Below are 14,599 nucleotides of genomic sequence, written 5' to 3'. Positions count from 1 at the left end.
TCAGCGGGACTTTTCAGCGCTTTTTGAACACCAAGTCCCACACACCGTGGCCCAGTTTCAGTCCGCGGTTCTCGAACTTGGTCAGCGGGCGGTAGGCGGGCTTGGGGGCGTAGCCTTCGGCGGTGTTGACCAGGGTGGGTTCCTCGCTCAGCACCTGCAGGATCTGGTGGGCGTAGGGTTCCCAGTCGGTGGCGCAGTGAAGGTAGGCGCCGGGCGCCAGGCGCGAAGCCAGGTGGGCCACCAGGGGCGCCTGGATCAGTCGCCGTTTGTGGTGGCGCGTCTTGTGCCAGGGGTCGGGGAAGAAGATGTGGACACCGGCCAGCGAGGCGGGGCTGATCATGTGGTCGAGCACCTCGACGGCGTCGTGCCGGATCAGGCGCAGGTTGGTGATGTTGTGATCGCCGATGCGCTTGAGCAGCGCGCCCACGCCGGGTTCGTGCACCTCGACGCCGATGAAGTCGGTGCCGGGCAAGGTCTGCGCGATGGTGGCGGTGGCGTCGCCCATGCCGAAACCGATCTCCAGCACGACGGGGGCCTGGCGCTGGAAGGTGGCGGCGTAGTCCAGTGGCGTTTTTTCGAAAGGCAGCAGGAATTTGGGGCCAAGTTCGGTCAAGGCCTTGGCCTGGCCTTCGGTGGTCCGGCCGGCACGCATCACGAAACTGCGGATGGTGCGGTGCGGGTAAGGCGTGGGCGACTCGGCTGCCGGGATGTCGTCGTCGGGTGGCGGGGCGGTGCTCATGGTGGCGTGGGGCGGTGCTGACTTGGTGAGTCCGACATTGTCCTCGACCCGTGGCCTAGGGCTGTCCCTTAAACCGGAGGGGGTACTAAATCACGCTGAGTGCCTGCCGATGCCGGCAGGACATCCAGATGGGGGGTGAATGGCCCGTTTATTCAAAGAGCGTGGGCGCATCATTCACTGAGCGGATTCGACCGCCTTTGTTCAGTGGAGTTTTGAACGTGCACCCTGTTTCCCCGTTGTTGAACGCCAGTCGCTGTATCGCTGCGTTCAGCCTGCTTGTGTGCATGGTGAGTGCCCATGCGTCGTCCGGCTTGCAAGGCAAGTTCAGGGATGCCAGAGCGTCCAGTCCGGCAGTTCCTTCCGCCGTTTCCGAGCCACCCAGTTTGACTTTGCTGGCCTTGGGCCTGGTCGGGATCGGCCTGCATGGATTGGGGCGAACCAGGCGCCACCAGTGAGGTCCGTGTGGAGCGGGTGATGGGAATCGAACCCACGTTATTTGCTTGGGAAGCAAGAGTCCTACCATTGAACGACACCCGCGGACTGCGCGCATTCTAAACCTCGAAGTAGCGGCTCGGCTCCACCCCCATCGCTTTCTTGAACATCGCCGTGAAGGCACTGGGGCTGCGGTAGCCCAGCCGGCCCGCCACGCGTGCGATGGGTTCGCCTTTGCTCAATTGGCCCAAGGCTTCGACCAATCTGGCCTGTTGCCGCCAATGGCTGAAGCTCATGCCGGTCTCGCGGTGGAACAAGCGGGCCAGGGTTCGGCTGCTGGTGGCGCACTGGTCGGCCCAGCTTTCCAGCGTCTCGGTTGAATCGGGCTGGTCGATCAGCGCCCTGCACAGCTTTTGCAGCCGGGGCTCGGTGGGCACGGGCAGGTGCAGGGCGGCGGTGCGCAGAAAACGCAGTTCCTTCAACACCAATGCGGCGATCAGCCCACCCCGGCCAGCTTGGTCATAGTCCAAGGACTCGTCCACCAAGGCGTAGATCAGTTCACGCAACAACGGCCGCACTTCCACCAGGCAGCAGGCGTCTGGCAAATCTGGAGCGGCCTCAGGGCGAAAGTACAAGGTGCGCATGGCCACCGTGCCCAGCATCACGACCTGGTGGTCGACCCAGGCGGGAATCCACACGCCCCGCAAGGGCGGCACCACCCAGCTGCCGGCCGAGGTCTCCACGCGCATCACGCCTTCGCCAGCGTAGATCAGTTGTGCGCGCGGATGGTGGTGGATGGGCGTGGCACCACCCTGGTAATTGCGCGCTTTGGCCGTCACCAGGTGGGGAAGGGTTTGCTCGACGTCTTGGTGCGTGACCTTTTCGGAGCCAGCAACCACGGTGGGCAGTTTTGTCATTTTTGCGATGATTGTTGGCGAGACATGTTCAAAGCAGACAGATAGATTACACCTCCATGAGCAAAAGCATTCCCATCTCCACTTCTTCGCCTCGTGGCACCGCGTACAAGGTCATCGCGGCCATCAGCTTCACGCACCTGCTGAACGACATGATGCAGTCGCTGCTGGTGGCCATCTACCCGGTGATCAAACTGGGGTTGCACCTTTCGTTTGGTCAGATCGGCCTGATCACCTTGACCTACCAGATCACGGCCTCGCTGCTGCAGCCGCTGATCGGGCTGTACACCGACCGCAAGCCGCAGCCTTATTCATTGCCGATCGGCATGGGCTTCACGCTGGTGGGTTTGCTCTTGCTGTCGCACGCGTACACGTTTGAACTGGTGCTGCTGTCGGCGGCCCTGGTGGGCATGGGCTCGTCGGTGTTCCACCCCGAGTCGTCACGGGTGGCGCGGATGGCGGCGGGCCAGCAACCGGGGCTGGCGCAATCGCTGTTCCAGGTGGGCGGCAACCTGGGCAGCGCCATCGGGCCTTTGCTGGCGGCGCTGATCATCGTGCCGCACGGGCAGGGCAGCGTGGCCTGGTTCTCGGTGGCTGCTTTGATCGGTGTATTCGTGCTGTTGAAGGTGGGGCGTTGGTACCAGGCGCAGGCCAGTAGCGCGGCGGGCCAGGCCAAGGTCATCGTGCCGCATGGCTTGTCGCGCGCCAAGGTGGGTTGGTCGCTGGGCATTCTGGGCGTGCTGGTGTTTTCCAAGTACTTCTACATGGCCAGCCTGAGCAGCTACTACACCTTCTACCTGATGGAGAAGTTTCACTTGCCAGTGGACTCAGCGCAGCTCTACCTGTTCGCTTTCTTGTTTGCGGTGGCGGTGGGCACCATCGTGGGTGGGCCCGTCGGCGATCGCATCGGCCGCAAGCGCGTCATCTGGATCTCGATCCTGGGCGTGGCGCCGTTCACGATGATGCTGCCTCATGCGAACCTGTTTTGGACGGGCATCCTGTCGGTGGTCATCGGCCTGATCCTGGCCTCGGCGTTCTCGGCCATCCTGGTCTACGCCCAGGAACTGGTGCCGGGCAAGGTGGGCGCCATCTCGGGCCTGTTCTTCGGCTTCGCCTTTGGCATGGGCGGCATCGGTGCCGCGGTGCTGGGCCACCTGGCCGATGCGACCAGCGTGGCGCATGTCTACCAGTTGTGCGCTTACCTGCCCTTGATCGGTTTGCTCACCGCGTGGCTGCCGAATGTGGCGGGCCCCAGGCGTTGAGTTGAGGTAGTAAGGCTGCTCAAGGATGGGTTAGATGGGGATCATCGATGGCTTCTCGCCAAAGCTGAAATAAAAAGTGGCGCCCTTCTCGGGGATGCCTTCTGCCCATACTTTCCCACCGTGGCGGTCGATGATGCGCTTAACGATGGACAGGCCCACGCCCGAACCTTCAAAGCGGTTATCGTGCAGTCTTTGAAATGGTTTGAACAACCGTTTGGCCTGTTCCGAGTCAAAGCCGACGCCGTTGTCACGGACGAAGAAAATGGGCTGGCCCGCTGATTCGACCACGCCCACTTCGACACTGGGTTTGCTGGCCTCTGCTGCGAACTTCAACGCATTGCCGATCAGGTTCACGAAAACCTGCCGAGCCAATTCGAGATCGGCTTCGATCTTAGGAAGGGGCGTGGGGACCACAGGAATCGATCCTGCCGATCGGGCCAGACGTATCGACTCGATCACCTCACTCAACAGGATGTTCATGTCCACGCTGCGTGTTTGCAGGGTGACGTTGCTGGTGCGCGCCAATGCCAGCAGAGACTCGACGACTTTCTCGGTCATCGAAGCCTGCGCTGCGACAGCTTGCAGCAGGCGGATGGCCCTGGCTTTCTCGTCCGCCTCAATCAGATCCTGGGCCATCTTGGCTGCACTGGCGATGCCGCCCAGCGGACCTCGGATGTCGTGGGATACGTTTCGATTGAAAGTCTCCAGACCCTCGATGGTTTCGTTCAATTCGGCCGTGCGCAGTTGAACGCGGTGTTCCAATGTTTCATTGGCCTTGACCAGGGCTTCTGCAGCGAGTCTGCGTTCAACAATTTCGATCTGCAGTTGCTGGGCGGTGTGTTTGATTTCGTTGTAAAGACTGCCATTTTCGTAGATACGCCCGGCCTGGGCCGCATGGATAGTCAACAGCTGAGCGTCGTCTTCGGTGAAGGCTTGTGAACCCAACTTGTCGATCAGCAGGATCCATCCGTAGGTGCGGTTCAGCGACATCACGGGGGCCAGCAGCCCGCATTCTGCCGACGGGTAGGTGTCAGGCAGTCTTGAGGTAGAGGGGCGTGCCTCCGACCTCGAAAAGCGCTGAGCGCGGCCTTCTGCCATGACTTCGCTGAAGATCTGGTCGTCGATGCCGAGGCGCTTGATTTTCTCCGCTTGTTCCGGCGCCAAGCCCCAGGTGGAAATGTATTCGTCGCCGTCGCCATTTTTGTCGTGCACGCCCAGGACGCCGTAACGAGCACCCAGCAGGTCCCGCGCACCACGGCATACCTTGTCTAGCAGCACGTGGGGATCCCGTTCCGACGCCAATTGCAAATTCAGGTCGGTCAGGGCCGACAGCCGTTGGTTGGCACGCTCCAATTCGCTGACCTTGAAGGCCAGCTTGTCGGTCAGCAAACGCAAATGCTCGCGGTCGAACTGCAGTTCGTCGGGCTGCATCTCTATCGAACTGGCGTGGAGCAGCGCATGCTCGACAATGCGCAGGATCTCTTGAGGTTCGCACGGCTTGATCAGCACATTGGACACGCCACAGGCATTGGCCAGGCTTCGGGCTTCGCGTTCCATGAACGTCGCCGTGTAGAAGATGACTTCGGTTTGGGCGATGGCAGGGTCCGCCCGCAACTGCCTGACGAATTCATAGCCATCCATGGTGGGCATGAGGATGTCGCAGATCACCAGGTCGGGCTTTTCGATGCGAACCTGTTCAAGGGCAAGGCTGCCATCCGAAGCTTCGATCGATTGGTGCCCTTCGTAGCCCATGAGCGCGACGATCAAATCTCGATTGGGGGCATGGTCATCGACGACAAGTATCTTTGCCATGGCGCATGGACCTCAATGACCCGGCACAGGGCGTGGCAACCGCATGCGTTCAGGTAGAAATGATTCGATTTGATTGACGAAATTTTCAGGCTCGATGGGCTTGGAGATATAACCATTGAACCCGGCTGTCATGACTTTCTGGCGGTCATTGGGCATGGAAAAAGCGGTGACGGCGATCACGATGGCTTGCGCGCCTTGGGGGCGGGAGCGCAGTTGCTCAAGCACTTGGTAGCCGTCCAATCCGGGCATCTGCAGGTCGCAAATGATGAGATCCGGCTGCTCGCGCAATGCGATCTCCAGTCCTTGCTGACCATCGCGAGCCAGCAGCACCTCATAGCCGCTGAATGTCAGCAGATAGCGCACTAACTCCATATTGGCCGCGTTGTCTTCGATGATGAGGAAGCAGGTCGTCATGACTCAGTCTCCCGACAGGATCAGCGAAAAGGTGCTGCCCTTGCCGCTTTCGCTTTGAAAGATGATCTTGCCTCCCAGCAACTCGGCGAGCTTCCGGCTCAAGTGCAGGCCCAGCCCGGTGCCCTCTGGGGCATCTGGGCGTTCATTGCGCACTCGGCTGAAAGCGCCGAAGAGCTTGCCCTGATCTTCCAGCGGGATCCCGATGCCGGTGTCTTCGACATGGATGGTGGTAGCGTTGTCCACGCTCTGCTCCAAGGTGAGTCGCACCTCACCTTGATCGGTGAACTTCAGTGCATTGCCCGCCAGGTTCAGCACGATCTGGCTGAGGGCTCTTCGGTCTGTCTGGATCGTGGCGCCCTGCGACGGTCCTTGCACGCTCAACATCAGTCCTTTGCTGTTGGCCTGAGGTTGCAAGGTGGCGGCGATTTCATCCAGAACGGCCCGGATATCGACGAACTCGAGGTTCAACTCCACCTTGCCGGCTTCGATTTTGGAAACATCCAACAGGTCATTGATCAGTGCCAGCAGATGGCGTGCGCTGGATTGAACGGTTTTCAGCTGCTTTTGCTGTTCCTCATTGAGAGGGCCGGGCAACTTCATCAACAGGGTGCCTGTGAATCCGATGATGGCGTTCAGAGGGGTTCTCAATTCGTGGCTCATGCCCGCCAGAAACCGGTCTTTGGCCTGATTGGCGTTGGCCAGTTCAAGGTTTTTTTCCTGGAGCGCTTTTTCAAAACGCTTGCGTTCGCTGATGTCCCGGATGGCGCTCATCACGAAAGCGCTTTCCTCCGTGCGCAAAGGGCTGAGGCTGATTTCAATCGGAAACTCGCTGCCGTCCTTGCGCAGTCCCGATAGATCCAGGCCCGAACCCATGGCGCGCTTGCGAGGCTGCAAAAAATAATTGGATCGGTGGCCCACATGGGCCTTGCGGTAACGCTCAGGCAGCAATTCGTCAACGGAGCGACCTCGCAGTTCGCCTTCGGCATAGCCGAACAAGCGCTCGGCCTGACTGTTGGCGATGACGATGTGGCCCGTGGGGTTGGCCATCACGATGCCGTCGGGGGTCGACTCCAGCAGGTCGCGAAACCTGGCTTCCATGAGCTTGGCGTCTCGCAGCACCTTGATGGTGGTCACATCCTTCTCGGCGGACAGGACCATGGGCTCAAGATCGGCGGTATGCACCAGCTTTGTTGTGACATCCACATACAGCAGGGAGCCGTCTTTTCTACGTCGCACTGCTTCGTAGGTGACCGTACCAAGGGTCAGCGTGTCCTGGAGACGGGTGCCTTGCTCGGTTGACTGATCAGCGGGAACTCCGAGAGTCTCCCAATGTTGGCCATCGACTTCTCGTTCGCTGTATCCAAATATGGCCTGCGCGCCCTTGCTCCAGTGGGCCACATGGCCTTTTGCCGTCAGCAAGACCAAGGCGTCGGGCGATTCGCTGGTCATCAATGCGACGGTCTCGGCTTCCATGGAGTGAGCCTCTTCCCTTTTTTGTATCGGCCATTAAATCACTTATCAGGCGGCGATACCAGTCGGGCCACATGCTCAGTAAAACAACGCCCAAAGCACGCCGCCGATCAACACCCATTTGCCCACGTAGTAAGCCGTGCGGTTGCGGGCCTTCAAGGCCTTGGCCTTGGTGCGCAACTGGTAGAAGTGGAAGAAGAATTTGTTGAGCCCGCCGACGGGTTCGCCTTCCACGTTTTGCGTGGCGGCGGCGGTCATCACCAGCGTGCCGAAGCCGTGGTTGAGCCAGCGCATGATGGGCGTCCAGACCGGGCGCTCGATGTCGGCGAACAAGATGATGCGCGGGTGGTCGGTGGTGTTCTCGGCGTAGTGGATGTAGGTCTCGTCGAACATCACCACTTCGCCGTCTTTCCAGTGGTACTTCTCGCCATCGACGTCGATGTAGCAGCCGGGGTCGTTGGGCGTGATCAGGCCCAGGTGGTAGCGCAGCGAGCCGGCGTACGGGTCGCGGTGGCGCACCAGGCGGGCACCGGGTGGCAGTGAGGCAAACATGGCGGCCTTGATGCTCGGGATCTGCTTGAGCAAGGCCACCGTCTTGGGGCACAACTCTTGCGCCGAGGGCAGTTCATCGGCATACCACTTCAGGTAGAAACGCTTCCAGCCCGTGCGGAAGAAGGAGTTGAAGCCGATGTCGTTGTAGGTGTCGGCGGCCTTGATGTTGCCGCGCCCATCCAGGTTCAATGCCTCTTCGCGCATCACCTGCCAGTTGTCCTGAAGCAGCTTCAGGTCGGGAAACTTCTTCGGATCAAGGTAAGGCTGCGAGCCCACCTTCGAGAACAGCACCATCAGTGAATTCAGCGGTGCGATCAGCACGGTGAAGTCGGTCAGTGCGCGCACCAGGCCAAAGCGCATCTTGCCTCGCAGGTGCGAGTGCAGGGCGGCGGCAATGAAGGCCAGCAGCACCCAGTGGCGTGGCGCCAAAGGCCACAGTTCATTCAAAAAACTCATGCTCGGCTCACTTGTCCAATCCGCCAAGGCAAAGGTACTTGGCTTCCAGGTAATCGTCCATGCCCTGGCGCGCGCCCTCGCGGCCCAGGCCGGATTGCTTCACGCCACCAAAGGGCACTTCACAGGTTGAAATCAGGCCGGTGTTGACACCGACCATGCCGTATTCCAGCGCCTCGCCCACGCGGAAGATGCGGCCGACGTCGCGGCTGTAGAAATAGCTGGCCAGGCCGAACTCGGTGTCGTTGGCCATGGCAATCGCCTCGGCCTCCGTGTCGAACTGGAAGACGGGCGCCACGGGGCCGAAGATTTCTTCCTTCGCCAAGCGCATGCTGCTCGACACGTTCGACAGCACCGTGGGCGTGTAGAAGTTGCCGCCGTCCACCGGCGCTTTCTTGCCACCCGTGACGACCTTGGCGCCCTTGGCCAGCGCATCGGCCACCAGGTCTTCGACTTTGGCCAGGGCTTGGTCGTCGATCAGCGGGCCTTGCGTCACGCCGGCCTCGAAGCCATTGCCCACCTTCATCTGCGCCACGCGCTCGGACAGCTTGGCCACGAACTGGTCGTAGACCTCGGCTTGCGCGTACAGTCGGTTGGCACACACGCAGGTCTGCCCCGCGTTGCGGTATTTGGCGATCAGCGCGCCCTCCACGGCGGCGTCGATGTCGGCGTCGTTGAACACGATGAAGGGCGCGTTGCCGCCCAACTCCAGCGACAGCTTCTTGACCGTGGGCGCGCACTGCTTCATCAGAATGCGGCCGACTTCGGTCGATCCGGTGAAGGACAGGTGGCGCACCGTGTCGCTGGCGCACAGCGCTTGGCCCACTTCGATCGAACGCTCGGCATCGGCCGTGATGATGTTCAGCACACCGGGCGGCATGCCCGCGCGCAAGGCCAGTTCGGCCACGGCCAGGGCCGACAGCGGCGTGGCCTCGGCGGGCTTGATGACCACCGGGCAGCCAGCGGCCAGGGCGGGCGCCACCTTGCGGGTGATCATGGCGATGGGGAAGTTCCAGGGCGTGATGGCCGCGCACACACCAATCGGCTGGCGGATCACCAGGAAGCGCTTGGTGGCGTCGGTGCTGGGCACGGTTTCGCCATACACGCGGCGCGACTCTTCGGCGAACCACTCGATGAAGCTGGCGCCATAGGCCACTTCGCCCTTGGATTCGGCCAGGGGCTTGCCTTGCTCGGCCGTCATGATGCGGGCCAAGTCGTCCGCGTTCTCATGCAGCAAGCCGAACCACTTCATCATGATGGTGGCGCGCGCCTTGGCGGTCAGGCCCTTCCAGGCGGGCCAGGCGCGGTTGGCGGCGGCGATGGCCGCTTCGGTCTGGGCGGCGCCCAGGTTTGGCACCTGCACCAGCAATTGGCCCGTGGCCGGGTCGCGCACGTCAAAACGGTCAGCGGCATCCACCCATTGCCCATCGATCAGGGCCTGGGTCTTCAGCAGCGAGGGGTCTTTCAGGGCAGCCAAGGGGGAGGTGGAGGCGGTCATGGCGGTTCTCGGGAAAGCATGCACGGGCCAGAATCATAGGCCACCCCCCTGAAACCTATAATCCTGGGCTTGGCTTTACCCGGCTGCCAGCAGGCCCGGGTCGATGCCGCCCATGTTCTGAACCGGAAGCCCCCAGATGAAAGCCGCCGAGATCCGCTCCAAGTTTTTGAAGTTCTTCGAGTCGAAGGGCCACACCATCGTGGCCTCGAGCCCCGTGGTGCCCGGTGACGACCCCACGCTGCTGTTCACCAACGCGGGCATGAACCAGTTCAAGGACGTGTTCCTGGGTTTCGACAAGCGCCCCTACACCCGCGCCACCACCTCGCAGAAGTGCATCCGCGCCGGCGGCAAGCACAACGACCTGGACAACGTGGGTTACACCGCGCGCCACCACACCTTCTTCGAAATGCTGGGCAACTTCAGCTTCGGGGACTATTTCAAGCGCGACGCCATCAGCTTCGCCTGGGAATTGCTGACCGAGGTCTTCAAGCTCCCCAAGGACAAGCTCACCGTCACGGTCTACGCCGAAGACGACGAAGCCTACGAGATCTGGAACAAGGAAATCGGCGTGCCGGCCGAGCGCATCATCCGCATCGGCGACAACAAGGGCGCGCGCTACGCCTCCGACAACTTCTGGATGATGGGCGACACCGGCCCCTGCGGCCCCTGCACCGAGATCTTCTACGACCACGGCGCCCACATTCCCGGTGGCCCGCCCGGCAGTCCCGATGAAGACGGCGACCGCTTCATCGAGATCTGGAACAACGTGTTCATGCAGTTCAACCGCGACGAAGCGGGCGTGATGCACAAGCTGCCCAAGCCCAGCGTCGACACCGGCATGGGCTTGGAGCGCATCGCCGCCGTGCTGCAAGGCGTGCATGGCAACTACGAGATCGATTTGTTCGTGGCCCTGCTGGATGCGGCTGGAAAAGCCGTAGCGGACGCGGGAGGCGCAGTTGAAATTGTTGAGGGCAAGCTGAAAGGTGCTCCTGCCCCCAGCCTGAAGGTGATCGCCGACCACATCCGCGCGTGCTCGTTCACCGTGGCCGATGGCGTGATCCCCAGCAACGAGGGCCGCGGCTACGTGCTGCGCCGCATCACGCGCCGCGCCATCCGCCATGGCTACAAGCTGGGCGCCCGCACCCCGTTCTTCCACAAGCTGGTCGGCGCCCTGGTCGAGCAGATGGGCGACGCCTACCCCGAACTGCGCCAGAATGAAAAGCGCATCACCGAGGTCTTGAAGACCGAAGAAGAGCGCTTCTTCCAGACCATCGCCAATGGCATGGAAATCCTGGAAACCGCGCTGGCCGCCGTTGAAAAATCCGGCACCAAGGTGATCGATGGCGACACCGCTTTCAAGCTGCACGACACCTTCGGCTTCCCCGTCGATCTGACCGCCGACGTCTGCCGCGAACGCGACGTGACCGTCGACAGCGCCGGCTTCGACGCCGCCATGAACCGCCAGCGCGAACAAGCCCGCGCCGCCGGCAAGTTCAAGATGGCGGCCGGCCTGGAATACACCGGTGCCCCCACCACCTTCCACGGCTACGACCAATTGACCCACGAAGGCTCGAAGGTCACCGCCGTCTACGTCGATGGCACACCCGCCCCATCCGCCCGCGCCGGTGACGACGCCGTCATCGTGCTGGACGACACCCCTTTCTACGCCGAGTCCGGCGGCCAGGCCGGCGACAGCGGCGACCTGCGCAATGGCACCTCGCGCTTCGTGGTCGAAGACACGCAGAAGATCCAGGCCGATGTGTTCGGCCACCACGGCCGCGTGGTCGAAGGCGAGATCAAGGTGGGCGACACGCTCAACGCCCGCGTCGATGCCGACATCCGTGCCCGCACCATCCGCAACCACAGCGCCACCCACCTGATGCACCTGGCCTTGCGCACGGTGCTGGGCGGCCACGTGCAGCAAAAGGGCTCGCAGGTCACGGCCGACCGCACGCGCTTCGACTTCGCGCACAACGTGCCGATGACGGCCGACGAGATCCGCCAGGTCGAAGAACTGGTCAACGCCGAGATTCTGGCCAATGAGGCCACCGATGCCAAGGTGATGAACCTGGACGATGCGCAAAAGAGCGGCGCCATGATGCTGTTCGGCGAGAAGTACGGCGATGAAGTCCGCGTGCTCAGCATCGGCTCATCGAAAGAGCTGTGCGGTGGCACCCACGTCAAGCGCACCGGTGACATCGGCGTGTTCAAGATCGTGGCCGAAAGCGGCGTGGCCGCGGGCGTGCGCCGTGTCGAGGCCGTCACCGGCGTGGGCGCGCTGAGCTACCTGCAGTCGCTGGAAGGCACCGTGCAGGGCCTGGCCAGCCTGCTCAAGGCGGCGCCCGCCGAGGTGCCCGCGCGCGTTGCCGCGGCACAAGATCAGATCCGCGCGCTGGAAAAGGAACTGGCCGCCATCAAGGGCAAGCTGGCGTCCAGCCAGGGTGACGAACTGCTGAGCCAGGCCGTCGACGTCAAGGGCCTGAAGGTGCTTGCCGCCGTGCTCGACGGCGCCGATGCCAAGGCCCTGCGCGAGACCATGGACAAGCTCAAGGACAAGCTCAAGACCGCCGCCATCGTGCTGGCGGCCGTCGAGGGCGGCAAGGTGCAGATCGCGGCCGGCGTCACCGCCGACAGCATCGGCAAGGTCAAGGCGGGCGAGTTGGTCAACTTCGTGGCCCAGCAGGTGGGTGGCAAGGGGGGTGGTAAACCCGACATGGCCATGGCCGGCGGTACCGACCCCTCCAAACTGGCGCAGGCCCTGGCGGGCGTGCAGGGATGGGTGGCTGAACGACTCTGAGTCGCGCACAAACCCCACAAGGCTCCTTCGGGAGCCTTTTTCTTTGTGCGAATGTCGGCGCCAATGCCATCTTGTCATCCAGCATCCTGTAAGCGGTGGCACCGCATCCCTATAGTTCAATCACCGAGGACCGACTGACTACAAGAAAGGTGATGCTCATGACCACCCACGTTGCACAACATCCGATCGTCCCCCGCGAGAAGCTGAATTTCGGCCTGGACGGCGACATCCCCAAGTACTGGTTTGGCGGCGACCCTTTCAAGTCGCGCTTCTGGGACGCCCTGTCGATCATCTTCCCGCCTGGTGAAAAATTCTTCATGACCTGTGTGCGCGATTTCCGCGACCAGGTCACCGACCCGAAGATGCTGCAAGAGATCAAGGATTTCAACAAGCAAGAAGCCCAGCACGGCATCGTTCACCGCCAGGACAACGACCGCATCCGCAAGCAGGGCATCGACACCGACGCCCTGAGCGCCTGGGTCGAAAACTTCCTGACCAACCGCTACCGCAAGTGGTACAGCCGCAGCTACACCGTGGCCGTCACCGCCGCGTTGGAGCATTTCACCTCGATCATCGCCCACAGCATGTTCGACCAGCGCGACCTGCTCAAGGAAGCCGACCCCCGCGTGCGCGCCATGTACGCTTGGCACGCCATCGAGGAAGTCGAGCACAAGGGCGTGGCCTACGACGTGATGGTCGATGTCGCCAAGGTGGGTTACTTCAAGCGCGTGCTGGCCCTGGTGGACGCCACCATCCTGTTCCCCGCGACCATCTTCTACATCCAGCGCAAGATGCTGATCCAGGACGGCTTCAGCTTCTTCCAGCGCGTGAAGCTGACCGCTGGTGGCCTGTGGTGGCTGCTCAAGCCCAACGGCTTGCTGGCCCCCATGGCCAAGGCTTACTGGACCTACTACAAGGTGGGCTTCCACCCGTGGCAAGAGTCCGAGCAACGCGGCTACCCCGAGTGGCTGGCCGCCTTCAACGGCAGCGGTGGCGACCCTGTCAAGGCCAGCGAACAGATGCGCCAGACCCTGGCCATGTGATCCGCTGACGCCCCGCGAAAAGCCTCCGTCGCCGGAGGCTTTTTTCATGGGCCAAGCAAGAAGTTGTTGAGCGACTTCGTTAGACTGCAGCACACTCACACGGGTGAGCAGTTTCCACTTATGCAGATTCCATCGATCGTTCTCAAAGCCCTCGGCATCAAGCCCATTCCGCTGTTCATGCTGTCCAGCTGGATCAAGGCGGCCGCGAAATGCGGCTTCAATGTGCAGCCTTTGTTCAAGGAAGCCGGCATCACCATCGACCTGATCCGGTTGGAGGATGCGCGTGTTTCGCCCCTGCAGTTGATTTCGGTGCTGGAGCAGTGCGTGGCCATGTCGCCGAACAAGCACTTCCCGGTGGTGCTGGGCGACACCTTCGCCTTTGAATCGCTCCCCGAGTTCGAAACCCTGCTGACCACCAGCCCCACCTTGCGCCAGGCCCTGGACGTGGCCGAGATGGCCAAGCGCATGGTCCTGCCCTGGGCCCAGTTCGATATCCGCGAAGAGGGTGACCTGGCCTACGTGGCCATCAGTTTCGAAGTGCCCCTGGTCGAGGTGAACAACCTGGGCCTGCCGCTGCACTACGTGACCGAGGCTCTGCTGGCCTGCATCCGCAAGTTCGGCCGCTCGCTGCAAGGTTCTTCCGATGGCTTCGTGTCGGTGTCGATGAAGCGCCCGCCGCCGCCATATGCCGAGCAATTGCAGCAGTTCTTCGAGGTGCCGGTGAACTTCAACCAGCCGATCGATGCGCTGGTGTTCGAAAGCCGCATCCTCGACCTGCCCCTGGAAGGCGCTTTCCCGGCCCTGCACGAGCAAGCGCATTTCCTGGCCGAGCAGCGCCTGGGCAAGGAAGCCCGCCGTCAGGGCGTCGCCGCCGAGATCGAAGAGATCATCGCCCTCAAGCCCGGCCTGCTGGCCCTGGGCGTGGAGGACATGGCCGAGCGTCTCAACCTGCACCCCCGCACGCTTCAGCGCCGCCTGAAGGACGAGGGCGACGGCTACTTGCACCTGCAGGCCCGCATGCGCCACCGTCTGGCCTGCGATTGGCTGCGCAAGGGCGACATGTCCATCGACGACATCAGCGCGCGCCTGGGCTTTTCGGATCGCCGGGCTTTCACCGCGGCGTTCAAGCGCTGGGAAGGCTGCACGCCGAGCAATTGGCGCGACCAGCAAGGCCGTGCCTGATTCGATATACGCAGACAACAGCTGTATCCTG

Annotated in this window: 11 protein-coding genes and 1 tRNA gene; 4 read left to right on the top strand and 8 right to left on the bottom strand. The window is 62.2% G+C overall.

Going from position 1 to position 14,599, the window contains the following annotated elements; genetic code table 11:
- Window positions 1–13: 13 nt before the first annotated feature.
- From trmB to ACREB4_RS16700, 3 genes are all read right to left on the bottom strand, one after another.
- Window positions 14–739: a tRNA (guanosine(46)-N7)-methyltransferase TrmB gene (gene trmB, locus ACREB4_RS16710; protein WP_431589369.1), complete on the bottom strand. Its 726-nt coding sequence runs from the start codon at window positions 737–739 to the stop codon at window positions 14–16.
- A gap of 463 nt (window positions 740–1,202) precedes the next feature.
- A tRNA-Gly gene (locus tag ACREB4_RS16705) sits at window positions 1,203–1,276 on the bottom strand.
- 14 nt (window positions 1,277–1,290) lie between these two features.
- On the bottom strand, window positions 1,291–2,088 hold the full coding sequence (locus ACREB4_RS16700; RefSeq protein WP_431589368.1) for an AraC family transcriptional regulator: 798 nt from the start codon (window positions 2,086–2,088) through the stop codon (window positions 1,291–1,293).
- A gap of 56 nt (window positions 2,089–2,144) precedes the next feature.
- Here ACREB4_RS16700 and ACREB4_RS16695 point away from each other — a divergent pair, with 56 nt between their 5' ends.
- Complete coding sequence (locus tag ACREB4_RS16695; RefSeq protein ID WP_431589367.1) at window positions 2,145–3,347, top strand: MFS transporter; 1,203 nt, start codon at window positions 2,145–2,147, stop codon at window positions 3,345–3,347.
- Window positions 3,348–3,377: 30 nt separating this feature from the next.
- On the opposite strand, the gene ACREB4_RS16690 is transcribed toward ACREB4_RS16695, so the two are convergent.
- The 5 genes from ACREB4_RS16690 to ACREB4_RS16670 form a co-directional block, all read right to left on the bottom strand.
- Entirely contained in the window at window positions 3,378–5,159 is a 1,782-nt protein-coding gene (locus tag ACREB4_RS16690) for an ATP-binding protein (protein ID WP_431589366.1), read from the bottom strand.
- Between the two features lie 12 nt (window positions 5,160–5,171).
- Entirely contained in the window at window positions 5,172–5,573 is a 402-nt protein-coding gene (locus tag ACREB4_RS16685; protein ID WP_431589365.1) for a response regulator, read from the bottom strand.
- 3 nt (window positions 5,574–5,576) lie between these two features.
- On the bottom strand, window positions 5,577–7,046 hold the full coding sequence (locus ACREB4_RS16680) for a PAS domain-containing sensor histidine kinase (protein WP_431589364.1): 1,470 nt from the start codon (window positions 7,044–7,046) through the stop codon (window positions 5,577–5,579).
- Between the two features lie 75 nt (window positions 7,047–7,121).
- Window positions 7,122–8,051, bottom strand: a complete 930-nt coding sequence (locus ACREB4_RS16675) for an aspartyl/asparaginyl beta-hydroxylase domain-containing protein (protein WP_431589363.1) — start codon at window positions 8,049–8,051, stop codon at window positions 7,122–7,124.
- 7 nt (window positions 8,052–8,058) lie between these two features.
- On the bottom strand, window positions 8,059–9,546 hold the full coding sequence (locus ACREB4_RS16670) for an NAD-dependent succinate-semialdehyde dehydrogenase (protein ID WP_431589362.1): 1,488 nt from the start codon (window positions 9,544–9,546) through the stop codon (window positions 8,059–8,061).
- A 136-nt stretch (window positions 9,547–9,682) separates the two neighbouring features.
- Here ACREB4_RS16670 and alaS point away from each other — a divergent pair, with 136 nt between their 5' ends.
- The 3 genes from alaS to ACREB4_RS16655 all read left to right on the top strand — a co-directional run bounded on the left by alaS (window position 9,683) and on the right by ACREB4_RS16655 (window position 14,568).
- Window positions 9,683–12,343, top strand: a complete 2,661-nt coding sequence (alaS, locus tag ACREB4_RS16665) for an alanine--tRNA ligase (protein WP_431589361.1) — start codon at window positions 9,683–9,685, stop codon at window positions 12,341–12,343.
- 158 nt (window positions 12,344–12,501) lie between these two features.
- The gene (locus ACREB4_RS16660) at window positions 12,502–13,386 is read left to right on the top strand and encodes a metal-dependent hydrolase (protein WP_431589360.1); all 885 of its coding nucleotides are present in this window, start codon (window positions 12,502–12,504) and stop codon (window positions 13,384–13,386) included.
- Window positions 13,387–13,506: 120 nt separating this feature from the next.
- Entirely contained in the window at window positions 13,507–14,568 is a 1,062-nt protein-coding gene (locus tag ACREB4_RS16655; protein WP_431589359.1) for a helix-turn-helix domain-containing protein, read from the top strand.
- The last annotated feature ends 31 nt before the right edge of the window (window positions 14,569–14,599 follow it).

The sequence above is a fragment of the Aquabacterium sp. genome, from assembly GCF_050725395.1.
Classification (GTDB): Bacteria; Pseudomonadota; Gammaproteobacteria; order Burkholderiales; family Burkholderiaceae_C; genus Aquabacterium.
This window is presented reverse-complemented; position numbering and strand designations above follow the sequence as displayed.